The 14,281-nt window shown below is 63.3% G+C and carries 18 protein-coding genes, 1 other RNA gene and 1 pseudogene; 9 read left to right on the top strand and 11 right to left on the bottom strand.

The annotated features are described in order from the left end of the window. Nucleotides 1-54 precede the first annotated feature (54 nt). The 3 genes from smpB to ANI01nite_RS13540 all read left to right on the top strand — a co-directional run bounded on the left by smpB (nt 55) and on the right by ANI01nite_RS13540 (nt 2,271). Nucleotides 55-534, top strand: a complete 480-nt coding sequence (gene smpB / locus ANI01nite_RS13550; protein WP_073707668.1) for an SsrA-binding protein SmpB — start codon at nt 55-57, stop codon at nt 532-534. Nucleotides 535-647: 113 nt separating this feature from the next. Continuing rightward, nucleotides 648-1,016: a transfer-messenger RNA gene (gene ssrA, locus ANI01nite_RS13545) on the top strand. Between the two features lie 202 nt (nt 1,017-1,218). Further along, a complete protein-coding gene (locus ANI01nite_RS13540; protein WP_141358580.1) occupies nt 1,219-2,271 on the top strand; it encodes a tyrosine-type recombinase/integrase in 1,053 nt (350 codons plus the stop codon). 58 nt (nt 2,272-2,329) lie between these two features. Here the strand turns inward: ANI01nite_RS13540 and ANI01nite_RS13535 are convergent, their stop codons facing one another. Both ANI01nite_RS13535 and ANI01nite_RS13530 read right to left on the bottom strand, forming a co-directional pair. Next, entirely contained in the window at nt 2,330-2,857 is a 528-nt protein-coding gene (locus ANI01nite_RS13535) for a hypothetical protein (RefSeq protein WP_141358578.1), read from the bottom strand. A 142-nt stretch (nt 2,858-2,999) separates the two neighbouring features. Next, nucleotides 3,000-3,425, bottom strand: coding sequence for an ImmA/IrrE family metallo-endopeptidase (locus ANI01nite_RS13530; protein WP_141358576.1), 426 nt, complete (start codon nt 3,423-3,425; stop codon nt 3,000-3,002). 425 nt (nt 3,426-3,850) lie between these two features. Here ANI01nite_RS13530 and ANI01nite_RS13525 point away from each other — a divergent pair, with 425 nt between their 5' ends. The 4 genes and pseudogenes from ANI01nite_RS13525 (at nt 3,851) to ANI01nite_RS13510 (ending at nt 6,798) form a co-directional block, all read left to right on the top strand. Next, the gene (locus ANI01nite_RS13525) at nt 3,851-5,152 is read left to right on the top strand and encodes an ISL3 family transposase (protein ID WP_141358575.1); all 1,302 of its coding nucleotides are present in this window, start codon (nt 3,851-3,853) and stop codon (nt 5,150-5,152) included. A gap of 12 nt (nt 5,153-5,164) precedes the next feature. Next, nucleotides 5,165-5,524, top strand: a pseudogene (locus ANI01nite_RS13520) (IS1634 family transposase); the annotation flags it as partial. An 87-nt stretch (nt 5,525-5,611) separates the two neighbouring features. After that, nucleotides 5,612-6,010, top strand: coding sequence for an ATP-binding domain-containing protein (locus ANI01nite_RS17225; RefSeq protein WP_141358573.1), 399 nt, complete (start codon nt 5,612-5,614; stop codon nt 6,008-6,010). Between the two features lie 314 nt (nt 6,011-6,324). Next, nucleotides 6,325-6,798 carry a DUF2568 domain-containing protein gene (locus ANI01nite_RS13510; protein WP_066137568.1) on the top strand — a complete coding sequence of 158 codons (474 nt, stop codon included), beginning with the start codon at nt 6,325-6,327 and terminating at the stop codon, nt 6,796-6,798. Nucleotides 6,799-6,845: 47 nt separating this feature from the next. On the opposite strand, the gene crcB is transcribed toward ANI01nite_RS13510, so the two are convergent. Genes crcB through aroA form a run of 7 tightly spaced genes read right to left on the bottom strand, consistent with a single transcriptional unit; the run spans nt 6,846 to nt 12,100 of the window. Beyond that, a complete protein-coding gene (gene crcB, locus ANI01nite_RS13505; RefSeq protein WP_141358571.1) occupies nt 6,846-7,226 on the bottom strand; it encodes a fluoride efflux transporter CrcB in 381 nt (126 codons plus the stop codon). Beyond that, nucleotides 7,226-7,687 carry a fluoride efflux transporter FluC gene (locus ANI01nite_RS13500; RefSeq protein WP_073707666.1) on the bottom strand — a complete coding sequence of 154 codons (462 nt, stop codon included), beginning with the start codon at nt 7,685-7,687 and terminating at the stop codon, nt 7,226-7,228. The genes crcB and ANI01nite_RS13500 overlap by 1 nt, the downstream gene beginning before the upstream one ends. Beyond that, a complete protein-coding gene (locus ANI01nite_RS13495) occupies nt 7,684-8,178 on the bottom strand; it encodes a universal stress protein (RefSeq protein ID WP_161567494.1) in 495 nt (164 codons plus the stop codon). Before ANI01nite_RS13495 ends, ANI01nite_RS13500 begins: the two co-directional genes overlap by 4 nt. 50 nt (nt 8,179-8,228) lie before the next feature. Further along, a complete protein-coding gene (locus ANI01nite_RS13490; protein ID WP_141358569.1) occupies nt 8,229-8,858 on the bottom strand; it encodes a metal-dependent transcriptional regulator in 630 nt (209 codons plus the stop codon). Between the two features lie 14 nt (nt 8,859-8,872). Continuing rightward, nucleotides 8,873-9,685, bottom strand: a complete 813-nt coding sequence (locus ANI01nite_RS13485) for an inositol monophosphatase family protein (RefSeq protein WP_371858971.1) — start codon at nt 9,683-9,685, stop codon at nt 8,873-8,875. 7 nt (nt 9,686-9,692) lie between these two features. After that, the gene (gene rsgA, locus ANI01nite_RS13480; RefSeq protein WP_369826792.1) at nt 9,693-10,784 is read right to left on the bottom strand and encodes a ribosome small subunit-dependent GTPase A; all 1,092 of its coding nucleotides are present in this window, start codon (nt 10,782-10,784) and stop codon (nt 9,693-9,695) included. Further along, complete coding sequence (gene aroA / locus ANI01nite_RS13475; protein ID WP_141358565.1) at nt 10,784-12,100, bottom strand: 3-phosphoshikimate 1-carboxyvinyltransferase; 1,317 nt, start codon at nt 12,098-12,100, stop codon at nt 10,784-10,786. The genes rsgA and aroA overlap by 1 nt, the downstream gene beginning before the upstream one ends. A gap of 295 nt (nt 12,101-12,395) precedes the next feature. Here aroA and ANI01nite_RS13470 point away from each other — a divergent pair, with 295 nt between their 5' ends. Both ANI01nite_RS13470 and rsrA read left to right on the top strand, forming a co-directional pair. Beyond that, the gene (locus ANI01nite_RS13470; RefSeq protein ID WP_168202065.1) at nt 12,396-13,049 is read left to right on the top strand and encodes a sigma-70 family RNA polymerase sigma factor; all 654 of its coding nucleotides are present in this window, start codon (nt 12,396-12,398) and stop codon (nt 13,047-13,049) included. Between the two features lies 1 nt (nt 13,050). Next, nucleotides 13,051-13,311 carry a mycothiol system anti-sigma-R factor gene (rsrA, locus tag ANI01nite_RS13465; RefSeq protein ID WP_038990421.1) on the top strand — a complete coding sequence of 87 codons (261 nt, stop codon included), beginning with the start codon at nt 13,051-13,053 and terminating at the stop codon, nt 13,309-13,311. Nucleotides 13,312-13,397: 86 nt separating this feature from the next. Here the strand turns inward: rsrA and ANI01nite_RS17220 are convergent, their stop codons facing one another. Both ANI01nite_RS17220 and ANI01nite_RS13460 read right to left on the bottom strand, forming a co-directional pair. Next, nucleotides 13,398-13,472, bottom strand: coding sequence for a 50S ribosomal protein bL37 (locus tag ANI01nite_RS17220; protein WP_369299107.1), 75 nt, complete (start codon nt 13,470-13,472; stop codon nt 13,398-13,400). 98 nt (nt 13,473-13,570) lie between these two features. Next, complete coding sequence (locus ANI01nite_RS13460) at nt 13,571-14,176, bottom strand: GDSL-type esterase/lipase family protein (RefSeq protein ID WP_038990422.1); 606 nt, start codon at nt 14,174-14,176, stop codon at nt 13,571-13,573. Between the last annotated feature and the right edge of the window lie 105 nt (nt 14,177-14,281).

Genomic DNA, 14,281 nt, shown 5'->3' with positions numbered 1-14,281 from the left:
CGCTAGACTTGTAGTCTGTGCGCGGGAATCCGCCCGCGACATGCAAGGAGTAACGTGGCTAAGAAGAACCAAGAAGATCGAGTCATCGCGAGCAACCGCAAGGCGCGCCACGATTTTGAAATCCTCGACACCTTCGAAGCTGGCATGGTGCTCACCGGTACCGAAGTGAAGTCGCTGCGCGAAGGCAAAGCTTCGCTCGTTGACGGTTTCGGCCAGTTCTACCGCGGTGAGCTGTACATCGAGAATGTCTACATTCCCGAGTACCTCAACGGATCGTGGACCAATCATGCGGCTCGTCGTCGGCGAAAGCTCTTGCTGCACCGCCAGGAACTGCTCAAGATCGAGCGCAAGATCGGCGAAGCCGGCCTGACTGTCGTACCGCTGAGCTTGTACTTCAAATCGGGTCGGGCGAAGCTGGAAATCGGTGTCGCCCGCGGTAAGCGCGAGTACGACAAGCGGCAGGCCCTGCGCGAAAAGCAGGATAACCGCGAAGCACTGCGTGCCATGCGCGAACGCAACCGCGGCAACGCGTAAGCAGAGGTTGTGGCGCATTTCGCATTGGGGCAACCCGGCGTGATGCGCTATGATTGATGAACACGCCCTAGGGTGTGGTTGCATCCGGGAAACCGGGACTGACAACAAAATACGGGGATGATCGGTTTCGACGGTGTGAGTCGCGACAGATGAAGCGGGCCGAGGACGCAAAGTTATCTCGTAAACGCTCTTTGCAAACCAATAAGTGCCGAATCAAAGCGCACTGACTTCGCTCTCGCTGCCTAAGCAGCCAGACAGTCCGTTAGCCAGGGGACGCTATCGCCCCTGTTCCTAACGTCATTTAGATAGCCAATGTATTCAGCAGTTGTTGCCGCTGCTGGGTACACATTCAGGCAACTGTGCCCGGATCAACCACTTGTTTGCGTGATGGTTGGGGCAGAGAAAATCCACAGCAAACTGCGCCCGGAGAAGACCTGGCAACACCACATCGGACGGGAGTTCAATTCTCCCCATCTCCACTATAGTTGACCCCGTGATCGGCATGATCACGGGGTTTTCTTTATTCATGATGCTTAAAACGGCTTAAATGATGTTTAAACGCCACCCCGAGCAACACAGGAACGTCATAGAACGGCATAGATCAAAGTAGCAGTCATCCAGACTGTCGAGCGCAAGAAGGGCACCGGCTATCGGGTGGTGTACCGCAACAAGGACACCGGCAAGATGACCTCGCGCATCTTCGATGACGAAGTGAAAGGTCGGACATTCAAAGACTTTCTGGAGGCGAACGGGTCCAGCCTCAAGGCAGCCACCGAGGTTAAGCGCATTCACGATAAGCGGATGCCTCGCGTGCATGAAATCGTAACCTCGCATATCGACCAGCTCACCAAGCCGCAATCCGGAACAATCAAGCGATACCGGAATCACAACGCCGGGCACATCATCGGCTCCACCCTCGGCAACATGGCCATCGACAAAGTGACCAAGCAGCACGTGATCGACTGGATGGCTGGCCTCCGGGCGGTGAAAGGCTCCAACAAGCCCATAGGCTCCGAGCTATCCCAGCGCACCAAGAAAAACATCCGCGCTCTACTCTCCAGCGCCTTCGACACCGCCGTGGAGGAAGGCAAGATGGCTAAGAACGTGGCGAAGGGGATAGGCGACCCAGATAAAGGCGAGGCCCGCGAAGCGGTCTATCTATCACTCGAGGATCTACAGATCATCGAGGACGCCATGCCAGACCAGTACAAGCTATTCATTCGGGTGCTGGCCAAGACTGGGCTTCGCTACAACGAAGCGACCGCGCTACGAAAGCGCGATATCCGAGTCGAGAATAAGCGGTGCATCATCATGATCACTCGAGCGTGGAAGTCCACCGACGAGGGGGAACAAATCGGCCCACCGAAAACTGAGATGGCGAAGCGCAACGTCACGTGCAGCTTGGAGCTGTCCGCCGATCTGATCAAGCACATGAATGACCTTCGCCCCGGAGAGCTGATATTCACTCGACCCAATGGCGAGTTCTTGCGCAACAGCTACTTTCACAAGTACACATGGCAGCCGGTCATCAACAAGCTTGTGGAAGACGGAGATCTGGACGAAAAGCCATGGATTCATGAGATCCGCAAAGCGCACACTACGCACTTGTTGCAGGCCGGTGTGCCCGTGAACGTTGTACAGGCGCGCCTCGGTCACGAGGATCCGCAAACCACATTGAAGATCTACGCACGACTGGCGAACGACGATGACCAGAAAGCCGCAGACGCCCTCGGATAGACAAGAACGCCCCCTCGACGCATTAAAGCGTGGAGGGGGCGTTCTCGTGCGTTCTAGGCTAGTTCGTGAACGTCTGGGTGGAATACTCCATGCCTGCGCTTGCGTCCATGGTGATGTCCTTCGGGTCAGCTACTCCGAAACCGATCTTGAATTTCGCCGATTTGCCCGGCTTGATGGTGGTCTGCGGCGGACCGTCAAGCTTGTTGTCGGTGTCGAATACCGCCTCAGCCTCTTCACCATCCGACGATGCGGTGAAGTGAATCATCACCGGGTCGAAATCTTCTTCGGAACCGTTCGCCACCACCACGTCGAAGCTCACGAAATTAGCATCTTCGTTGGTGACAACCATCTTTCCGACTTCGCTCAACTCAAACTTCTTCGGCTTGCTAATTGCCATGGATACGCCGTTGGTCCAGGTGTACTTGTCGCCGAACTGTAGAGTCTCTACCTGCTCGGTGGTTGCGCTCTCCTTGGTCGCCTCAGACGATGCGGCAGGCTCGGCGCCACCCTTCTCGATTTCGCCCGAGCACGCAGTCAGGGACAGGGCTAGCGCGGCCGCGGCAGCCAGCGGTGCAAGCTTCTTCATTCGGGTTCCTCCTATTGATTGATTGAGTGATCAAACTTCACCCTATCCAAGAAATCATTCCCGAAATAAATTCGAAACTGAATCGTTATAGAACCCTCGTAAACAATGAAACGCCCCCGCCGAAATAGGCGAGGGCGAAGCATTAGGCGACATGGCATTCACTCAGTCGCTCGGAAACGACAAGCTTCTGTGAGTACGTGAGTGTTTCCTCGAACGCATCAATCACCCACGGCATAACACCAAGAGATGCGGCCAGCGCCTTCTTGTCGAAAGTTGTTGCCGCGTGCTCTAGAAGCCGTTCGAAGGTGATTAGCCGACATGCGGCCCACCGATTAGCCAGAAGCTCGGTCTTGGGATGATGCCCGTGATGACCGAAGTAGGCGTGCCCAAGTTCGTGGGCGAATGTGGAGTCATATTGCCATCGGGCAAGCTTTGGCCGCAGGGTTATCAGCTTGCGGCGCCGATCGTACACGCCCCACCAGTCGCCGGGCGCGGGTGCGGTGCGCACCCGCACGCCCATCTGGTCGGATAGATTCTCAAGGTTCGTGAGGTAATTCGTCGTGACCAATGTTCGGATCTGCTTCCTTCGCGGCTAGACCATAATTCTTAGCATCCTCCGCCGACATGTTGGAGTAGTCGGGATCTGGCTCAATGAGATGCAGGGGTGCCACATTTTCATTGGCTTCTCGATCGGCGACTCGACGCAAGACTTCTTCGAGTAGAGCGCGCTCGGTAACGTTTCGGAGATTCGTTTCTCCGGCAGCCTCCGTTACTTCGGCATTTGTTATGAGTTGGGCCGCGGTAAGACCTTCGAGGGGGTTTATTCCGAACTGTCGGCATACGGCGATGATTACCTCTGCCGGATCTTCGCAATCTAAGGTGTAGCAGCCTCAACAGATCCCAGATATCAGGTAGCGTGTCACGGCACGGAAAAGGCCGAGAGCTTCACGAGAATGAAAGTTCCTACACAACCAAAGTCGAAAGCTCTCGGCCATGCTCAATGCTACCTACTGCACCCCGGACTTGACGACATTCTGCGGCCTTCAACACCTCGGACTGACAGCCACCGGGCAGCACATCCCCGAAACCCGCGCAGTGATCGAGTGCCGAGTCGTCGAAGACGACAAGTTCTGCCACCTGTGCGGCGCGCAGGGCACCGCACGGGATACCAGGATCCGCCGGCTGTCGCATGCACCATTCGGGTGGCGGCCCACTATCTTGGCTATTCGGGTGCGCCGCTACCGGTGCGCCACCTGCAAGCACGTGTGGGTGCAGGACACCTCCTTGGCTGCCGAACCGAAAGCGAAGATCTCCCGCGGTGGGCTGCGATGGGCCTTGAAAGGGATCGTGTGCCAGCATTTGAGCATGGCCCGGGTCGCGGTCGGGCTGGGCGTTTCGTGGAATACCGCGAACACGGCGGTGCTGGCCGAAGGGCAGCGGGTGCTGATCAGCAGTCCGACCCGTTTTGACGCAGTCCAGGTGATCGGGGTGGACGAGCACGTGTGGCGGCATGGCCGATACGGCGACAATTACGTCACGGTCATCATTGACCTGACCCCGGTGCAGCAGCGGAGCGGACCGGCACGGCTACTGGACATGGTCCAGGGCCGGTCGAAGCAGGTGTTCAAGTCCTCGTTGCAGGAGCGGGACCCGGCGTGGCGTGCCGGGGTTCAGATCGTTGCGATGGACGGGTTCACCGGGTTCAAGACCGCGGCGGTAGAAGAGCTGCCGCATGCGGTGGAGGTGATGGACCCGTTCCATGTGGTGAAGCTGGCCGGCACCGCGTTGGAGAAAGCCCGGCAGCGGATCCAGCATGAGACGCTGGGCCGGCGTGGCCGGAGCAAGGATCCGTTGTATCGGGCACGCAAGACACTGCTGACCGGCGAGGAACTGCTCAGCGAACGTGGCAAAGGGCAACTGCAAGCATTGTTTGCTGATCCGGACCATCAGGTCGTTCAGCCGACGTGGAAGGTGTATCAGCGGATGGTGGCCGCGTACCGGGCACCCTCACCACGCGAGGGGAAGGAACGGTTGAGGGATTTGATCCATGACCTGCCCAAGACCTTGCCTAAGGACATGATCGAGGTGAGGTCCTTGGCTACAACATTGAAGAAACGCGCGTCGGATATCTTGGCGTATTTCGATCATATGGGGTCATCGAACGAGCCAACCGAAGCGATCAATGGCCGCTTGGAGCATCTTCGAGGTTCGGCGTTGGGGTTCGGGAACCTCTCGAATTGCATCGCGAGGTCCCTGCTGGAGTCTGGTGGGTTCAGACCGGTGTTACACCCTTGATTGCGAAGAGCCCTTAAAGGCTATGTAACCAATATCCCCGCTAGCCTCATCAGCGCAAACGAAGTCATCACCTCCTACCACGACCTGTGGCAAGTAGAGCAGTCATTTCGCATGAGTAAAACTGACCTCCGCGCCCGACCCCAGTTCGCCCGCCGACGTGAGGCGATTGAGGCGCACCTGACCATCGTGTTTGCTGCCCTAGCCCTATCCCGATGGGCCCAAAAACGCACCGGGATAAGCATTCGCCATCTGGTGCGGCAACTGAAAACCCTACGGTCGGCAACAATCGCGATAAACGGCGCCGAACAAACCTTCCCACCCCAAATCCCGGCCGAAAAACAAGCCCTCCTTGACTCCCTGAAGCGCAGATAAGTCACGCACTAGGCAAATGAACAAACTCAGGAGAGACGCCTCGAGAATGGGCGTACGATCTCGGACCTCAAGCGAGGAGGGCTGGCTATGGTACAGGCGGCGCTAGATGGATTAGTTACGAATACTACGTATGACCAGTTACAAATAGCCACCGATGAAATCCGCGCAACACCCAGTCTGACGCTCTACCGGCCGGAATCGTGGGACGACACCTTCCGTGCTATCGCAAGAAGCGTTGAAGACGGACAGCGTCCGTCAGAGGCTCTCGCAACTGTTCGTGACCGCGCACGCATGGGTGGGCGTGCCGACCGTCGACGCGTCGCTTCCCGGACGTTGCTAGTGAAGGGACTGGAATTCGATCATGTGATCATTGCGAATGCCCAGAACTTCACCGATCCGAGGCAGCTATATGTGGCTCTTAGTCGAGCCAAGAAGTCGGTCACAGTTATAGGCAAGAATCCCCTACTCCATCTCCAACACGAGTAGAACCACTGCGCCGCTGGGATATCGCGACCGGCACCCAACCGACTGGATGAACCCGTGCTTCAGGAGGCAGGAATCCAAGCTTTGATGAGCAGATGATCGCGTAGTGGTCTGAGTTCGACACGTGTCCCTTGAGCTCCACAATTTCCGGCTCCGGATCCAAGCCCGCAAGCTTGGATCCGGAGCTTTTTGTTTGCCTTGAAGTCAGCCGCCGCATCGCGAGCCTGTTCGCGGGATGGAGAATTTGCACATAGACTTGAGATGAAAGTCGAAGGCTTTGAAATGCCGCGTGCAGAAACGGAGTGAGATTGAAGTCGATGGGTAAAAAAAGTTCCCAGCGGGTATCGCCTTTCCTCTCAGCAACCTATGCCGCAGTGGCTTTCCTCTTGGAAGTCGGGCTGCTGTTCGCGGCGGCACTCGCAGCTATCGCCTTCATCCCCTGGCCGACCATTCCAGCAATACTCGTCGTGGTCATTCCGCTGCTGATCCTGTGGTCGATCTTCTTCTCACCGAAGGCAGTCATCAAGCTGCGGCTGCGCACCCGCCTGCTCTTGATCCATATCATCTACCTCATCGGCGCCTACGTGCTTTGGCTGAGCGTCGACCATTCCTTCTATGACCAGTCCCAGATCTGGGCGATTGCGATGCTCTCGTTGACCGGTATCAGCGCCATATTGGTCATCGCCACCGGAGGGTACGTAGTTCCGCACGATCGCACCAAGCGGCCGCCGAAGGACCTTCCCAACCGGGCCCGGACGGGCGCACCCAAGGGACGCCGCGCAGCACGCTAGCGAACAGCACATGCCAAGCCTTCCGGCTTGGCATGTGCCGTTTCCGGCTAGAAGAGCCCAGCCAGCTGGAAGCCGAGCCACGCGGCAAGCACGGCTCCAACCAGCGTGCCCAGGGCGTTGGCCAGGCTCGCCGCGATGCGGCCTGACTGCAGCAGCCGGACCGTTTCGAAGCTGGCCGTGGAAAACGTCGTGTAGCCGCCGAGCAGTCCCGTACCGATGGCCGCCAGCCATTGCGCAGACAGCAGCTGCTGGGCCAGCAGCCCGGTCAGCACGCCGAGGGCGAAGGAGCCTGAAAGGTTGACCAGGATCGTCCCCCAAGGCAGAGGGGCGGGAAGCCACCGCCTGATCAGGGCATCAAGCACGAAACGCAGGCAGGCGCCAAGGCCGCCGCAGAGCGCAACCGTGAAAAACAAGCCGGGGGAGAGCACTACCGGGCTCCTCCCGCTGTTCGGGCCGCACGCCTCGCCGCGAGGGCAATGCCGCACCAGGTAGCCAAAGCGCCGCAGATCACCGTGGGCAGAGCATAGGCCAGCGCCGGGAGCACCGCACTGGATGAGAACAGCAGCATGCTGTCGGTGGCCAGCGCACTGTAGGTGGTGAAGCCGCCCATGAAACCGGTGCCCAGCAGCAAGCGCTGCCGGCGGCGCCGTCCCTCGCTGCCGCCGCCGTGCGACAGCGCCTCCAGCAGCAGGCCGAGCAGGAAGGCTCCCAGCATGTTGGCGGCGAAAATCGCGATCGGGAAACCGCCAGCGGAAGGCAGCAGCAGGCCCAGTCCTTGCCGGGCGGCTGTCCCGGCGGCGCCGCCAAGGAACACCAGCAGCAGGGAACCCGGGGCCAGGGAAGAAGGCGGCACGGTGTTCTGCGCGCTGCGCGATGGCGGAGGGGTCATGAACTCTGGATCTGTTCTGCTCGGCGGGCGGGGAGTGGCGGGACCAGAAGCACCGGATGGCGCTGGCGGTGCGTCAGATGCAACGCCACGGAGCCGTTGAGCAGCTCGCGGATGACGTTGGCCATGGATCGCTGGCGGACTCCGAGCACGATCAGCGCCGCATCATGCCGCACGGCAAGCCGCGCCAGCTGCTGCCCTGGCCCGCCAGCGGTGGCGTGCGCCTGCCAGTGGACTTCCGTGCCCGCAAGCTGGGCCTCGAGCTGGAGCAGCAGCTCCTGCGGGAAGCGGACGATGGCTTCCTCACCGGATTCGGGATCCAGCGGTGCGCTGCGTACGGTGCCGTCGGGCAGTTCTTCGAGAGGGTAGCCGGTGGCATCGACATGCACGCACAGCAGCCCGGTGCCCAGTGCGCCAGCCAATTGCGCGGCAGTGGCCAGCACGTGGGGATCGAACCGGTCGGGCACGCCGAGAATGATCGGTCGCTGCTCCATCCGGCCTCCCTGGGGTCTTGGGCTGTTCTTCATTCTCGCACAGCCCGCAGCTAGGCCTTGCGCACCCAGATCAGCGAGGCCTCGATGAAATCCAGCTGATGCGGCAGGTCGATGAGAGCCCCGGGCACCAGGCCCTGGGCGGCGGCACGGCGCAGGAACTGCGGATCCTCGTCGCTGATCCGGTCGATGACCGCTCTGCTTCCGGTGAAGCGGTCCAGCCGGATCGCGGCGGACACCGGCAAGGTCCCGTCGGCGCTGGGGATCGCATCTCCGTGCGGGTCATGGCGCGGGTGGCCCAGCCGGGCATCCAGGGCGTTGATGAACCGGTCGGTGACGGTGTGCTCCAGGGCCTCGGCCTCGTCGTGGACCTCGTCCCAGCCGTAGCCCAGCTCGTCGCGCAGGAAGGTCTCCAGCAGCCGGTGGCGGCGCACCATGCGCAGCGCCTCGCGCCGCCCGGTCTCGCTGAGCGTGATCGCCCCGCGCGGCACGTGGTTCACCAGCTCCTTGGCGGCGAGCTTTTGCACCATGGCGGTGGCCGAGGCGGGGGACAGGCCCAGCTGGTCGGCCAGCGCACCCGTGCCGACTTCGGCGTCTTCCCATTCGGTGAGCGCGTACAGCGCCTTGAGGTAGTCCTCTTCGCTGGTGGTCAGCCCGGCCGGTCCGCGGCGTGCAGGTGCCATGATCGTCCCGGCGCCTAGCTGCGGTTAAGGTAGGGCAGGATTGCCTCGTGCAGCTTGCCATTGCTGGCCAGCGCGTTGCCGCCATGGCAGCCTTCCGCCCCGGCCACCGAGGTGAAGCGGCCCCCGGCCTCGCGCACCACCGGCACCAGCGCGGCCATGTCGTAGAGCTCCAGCTCGGGTTCGAAGGCCGCGTCGACCGCGCCTTCGGCCACCAGCGCGTAGGAGAGGAAATCCCCGTAGCCGCGGGTGCGCCAGGCGGTGCCCAGCAGCTCCAGCAGGCCATCTAGCTTGCCGGCGTCCTTCCAGCCGTTCAGCGAGGCGTAGGACAGCGAGGAGTCTTCCAGCGCGCTGACCGAGGAGACGGCGAGGCGGCGGGTGGCGGTGGACCCGGGAACCGCGCCCGGTTCGCTGACGTAGGCGCCCAGGCCGGTGGCCGCATGCCAGCGGCGGGCCATCGCCGGGGCGGAGATGACGCCGAGCACCGGCTCGTCGTCGATGAGCAGCGCGATCAGCGTGGCCCACACCGGCACGCGGCGCACGAAGTTCTTCGTCCCGTCGATCGGGTCGATGACCCAGCGCCGGGCCGAGTCCCCGTGCACGCCGAACTCCTCGCCGAGCACCGAGTCGCCGGGGCGGTGGGCTGCCAGTTCGGCCAGAATCAGCTGCTCGGCGCCGCGATCGGCATCGGAGACCGGGGTCATGTCCGGCTTGGATTCGACCACCAGGTCGTTGGCGCCGTAGCGGGCCAGGGTGAAGGCGTCGACCTTGTCGGCCAATGCCAGGGCGAAGTCGAGATCTTGCTGCAGGGTGTATTCAGCCATGGTTATGCGGCGGCTACTGCGCGCCGAGCTCCTTTTCGTGCGTGGTTTCCTCGGTGGTGACCAGCCGGCGGTAGGAGGCAAGGCGGTTGGCCGCCTGGCTGCCTTCGGACTCGGCGGCCCAGGCTTCCAGCGCGCAGCCGGCCTCGCCGGCCGCATGGGTGCAGCCGCGCGGGCAGCCGGTGGCGATCTCGGCCAGGTCCTCGAAGGCGGCCAGGATATTGTCCGGATCCACCAGCCCCAGCCCGAAGGAGCGGATGCCCGGGGTGTCGATCAGCCAGGAGCCGGGGGTGCCGCCCAGGCGCAGGGCCAGCGCGTTCGAGGAGGTGTGCCGTCCGCGGCCGGTGACCGCGTTGACGTGCCCGGTGGCGCGGGTCGACCCGGTCAGGGCGTTGACCAGGGTGGACTTGCCCACCCCGGAGTGGCCGAGCACCACCGAGACGCAGCCGGAGAGCAGCTGCTCCAGTTCGGCCAGGGCACCGGCATCCAGCCGGGCGCTGGAGCCGTCGGCGCTGCGGGCGTCGATGCCCGAGGCCTCGGCCGCGGTGGTGCGCGAGATGACCACGGGGAAGTCCAGCCCCTCGTAGTGGGTGAGGAACTCGGCCGGGTCCTTCACATCGGCCTTGGTCACGCAGAGCACCGGCTGGATGCCGGCGTCGTAGGCGGCGACCAGCGCGCGGTCCACGAAGCCGGTGCGCGGCTCGGGGTTCGCGGCGGCGACGACGATGACCAGCTTGTCCACATTGGCCACGACCACGCGCTCGGTGGCGTCGGTGTCATCGGCGCTGCGGCGCAGCAGGGTGCTGCGCTGTTCGATGCGCACCAGCCGGGCCAGGGTGTCGGGCTTGCCGGAGGTGTCGCCGACCAGCCCCACCAGGTCCCCGGGCACGATCGCCTGGCGGCGCAGCTCACGGGCGCGGGCGGCGATGACGATGCGCTCGGTGGCGGTGTCCTCGTCGAGGATCGCGGTGTAGCGGCCGCGGTCCACGGTGATGATGCGGCCGATCACCGCCTGCTCGTGGGCCGGACGGTCCTTGGTGCGCGGACGGCTGCCCTTCTTGTTCGGGCGCACGCGCACCGAGGACTCGTCGTAGTCGGAGTAGCGCATCAGCCCTGGGCCTTTGCGGTAGCCGCCATGGCGCTCCACAGCTGCGGGAAATCGGGCATGGTCTTCGCGGTGGTGGCGATGTTCTGCACGCGCACCCCGTCAATGGCCAGGCCCAGCAGGGCGCCGGCGGTGGCCATGCGGTGATCCTCGTAGGACTCGATATCCGCGGCCCGCAGCGGGCCCGGGACGATGTGCAGCGCGTCGGCGGTCGCGGTGACGCGCGCGCCGACCTTCGGCAATTCGGCTTCCAGCGCGGCCAGCCGATCGGTTTCATGCCCGCGCAGGTGCCCGATGCCGCTCAGCGTGCTCGGCGCATCGGCCAGCACGCACAGGGCGGCCAGGGTCGGGGCCAGCTCGGAGGCGTCGGCGTAGTCGATCCCGCGGATTGTTCCGGTGCCGCGCACGCAAAGCACGCCGTCCTCGCCCAGCTCTGCCTGCGCGCCCATCGCGGTCAGGATCTCGACCCACTTGCCGCCCACCTGGGTGGTCTTCGCGGGCCAGAAGGGCACGCGCACGGTGCCGGCGGTGGCCAGCGCGGCGGCCAGGAACGGGCCGGCATTGGACAGGTCGGGCTCGACGGTGACGGTGAAGCCCTTCAGCTGCCCCGGTGCGATGCGCCAGCCGCGCGCATCGGCATCGACCTGCACGTCCACGCCGAGCTCGCGCAGGGTCTGCACCGTCATCGCGATGTGGTCCGGGGAGGCGATCGGCCCTGGTGCGGCGCGCAACGCCAGCCCGCCGGGCAGGGCCTGGCCGACCAGCAGCAGCGCCGAGATGAACTGCGAGCTGCCCGAGGCGTCGATCACCACTTCGGCATCCTGCTTCATGGCGCTGGCATCGATGGTGAAGGGCAGCATGCCGGCGGCGCCGGCATAGTCGATGCGGGCGCCGAGGTCCGCCAGGGCGTCGAGCACCGGGGCCATCGGGCGCACGCGGGCCGCCTCGTCGCCGTCGAAGGCCACCGTGGCGCCGGCGACGGCGGCCAGCGGGGGCACGAAGCGCATCACCGTGCCGGCCAGGCCGCAGTCGATGGACAGCGGGCCGGCGGCCAGCTGGCCCGGGGTGATGACCACGGTGGTGGAGCCATCGTCCTGCGCGATGCGCTGCACACCCACCCCGAATTCGGCCAGGGCGCGCAGCATCAGCTCGGTGTCGCGGCTGATCAGCGTGTTGCGGATGGTGGAGGGGGAGGAGGCCAGGGCCGCAAGGATCAGATACCGGTTGGTCAGCGACTTCGACGCGGGCACCTGCACGGTGGCATCCAGGCCGGTGGCGGCGAAGGGCGCCGCCCACCAGTTCTCTTCTGCCTCGTGCAGCTGGTTGGGTCGGTTGCCGGGGGCGCTTGCGGTGCTGATTGGTAGATCCTTTGGCTCGATGCTTCACTTCGGGGGCGCGGGCAGCGCTTGAAGCACTGTGCGCCCACTGCTTAATCCTAGCCGAGATCGGTGCGGGAATAAGGTTTGCGCCCGGTTGGTTATGCCTAGTGTGACGATACGACAGGACACTTCAAGTGCCGGCGGCACCGCCTGCGCGCTGGCCGAGGCCCCGCGCCCGGCCTTCGCCCGTGCTGGCGCGCGCATAAAGCCGGTTGAACGCGTAGACTCGGCAGTGATGAATAATGAGAGCGTGGACGAGAATTTGCCCGATGCGGCCTCTGAGTCCGAACAGCAGCGCCGCGAACGCTTCGAGCGTGATGCGATGCAGTACGTGGACCAGCTCTATTCGGCTGCCCTGCGCATGGCGCGCAACCCGTCGGATGCCGAGGATCTGGTGCAGGAGGCCTACACCAAGGCCTATTCCGCGTTCCACCAGTACAAGCCTGGCACCAATCTCAAGGCGTGGCTGTACCGGATCCTGACCAACACGTACATCAACCTGTACCGCAAGCGCCAGCGCGAACCGCTGCGCACCTCCACCGACACGGTCGAGGATTGGCAGATGGCCCAGGCCATGGAGCATTCGCCGACCGGCTTGCGTTCGGCCGAGGCCGAAGCGCTGGACCACCTTCCGGATTCGGATGTGAAGGCCGCGCTGCAGTCGATCGGCGAGGATTTCCGCATGGCCGTGTACTTCGTGGATGTCGAGGGCTTCAGCTACAAGGAAGCCAGCGAGATCCTGGGCGTGCCGATCGGCACCGTGATGTCCAGGTTGCATCGTGGACGAAAGAATTTGAGGGAATTGCTGGCGGATTACGCCGCGGATCGCGGGATCGCCACCGGCACCCAGAGCAAGAGCGCCGCCAAGGCCGAACGAGGAGCGAAATAGGATGGATTGCAATTCATTGGGTGATTGCGCCGATGACCGCATCGTCCGCATCTACGAGTACCTTGACGGCGCGCTGACGCTCGATGACCTCAAGGAGGTCAAGTCTCATCTGGAAGGCTGCCCGGAATGCACCGAGCAGTACGATCTGGAGTGCATCATCCGCTCGGTGGTGCGCCGCAGCTGCCAGGAGCATGCCCCGCAGACCCTGAAGGCCAGCATCATTGCGCGGATTTCACAGATCCGCGTGGAGTCGGGGCACTAGCCCGGCACCGCTAGCAAGGCAAAGAGAAACCCCGCATCTTTCGAGAAGATCTCGAAGGGTACGGGGTTCTTTTATGTTCGCTTCGCTTAGCTGTTTGGGCGCTTGCCGTGGTTGGCACCGCCACGCTTGCGATCGCGACGCTTACGAGCGCGCTTCGACATGGTGACTCCTTAGAGGGATCAATAGGACTTCCCGAAAATTCGGGCCGGCTCATAGTCTTTCACACTTCCGGCCCATTTTCCTAACGGACCGGACCGGTTCAGCTATCGCCCGGCTCGGGCAAGTCCAGCCAGGAATACCAGCCGCGGTGCAGCACCAGCCAGGCCATCAGGCCGTACCCGGCCTGGCCGGGCACGCCGCCGGAGGCGTTCAGGTCCGCACGCCACTGGGCATGGGCACGCAGCGGGGTGAAGGTATCGACGTAGTGGTGATTGCGGCGCAGCGCCACATCCGAGTACACCCGGTTCAGCTCCGCCACGCGCTGGTTGCGCGCATCGTCCAAGCCGGGGGCCGGGCCGACCAGCAGCGCCTTGATGTTCATCTGCGAGGCCGAATCCAGGATGTTGGCCAGGTTCAGCCGGCTGCGCGCGGTGGTGACGTCCAGGTCGACGTCGCGGTCGGACAGTGCGATGACCAGGCGGTTCTCGTACTGGTCGCTGAAGCGGCGGGAGGCTTCGCCCAGCCAGCGCTCGGCCAGCGACTCGGATCCCTCGGCCGGTGCGGCCAGGACGAAGGACTGCAGGCGCAGCGCCGGATCCTGGGTGCGGGCCATGACCCGGCCGAACCAGCCCAGGCCTCGCGGGTCGCCATGCCCGGCCAGCAGCTCATCTCCGATTGCGGTAATGCGGATTGTGCGTAACTCCAACTGGGCGACCTTTCGTTGGCTCAAAATGATGAATCGATCCCCACCTTAGCAGTCGGATCGCCGGCATCGGGGGAGGTGGCCAGTGGTTGAATCCCACAATTCCCT

Source organism: Glutamicibacter nicotianae (assembly GCF_006539525.1).
GTDB classification, from domain to species: domain Bacteria; phylum Actinomycetota; class Actinomycetes; order Actinomycetales; family Micrococcaceae; genus Glutamicibacter; species Glutamicibacter nicotianae.
Note: the sequence above shows the minus strand (reverse complement) of the source record. Positions and strands in the feature narration are given on the sequence as shown.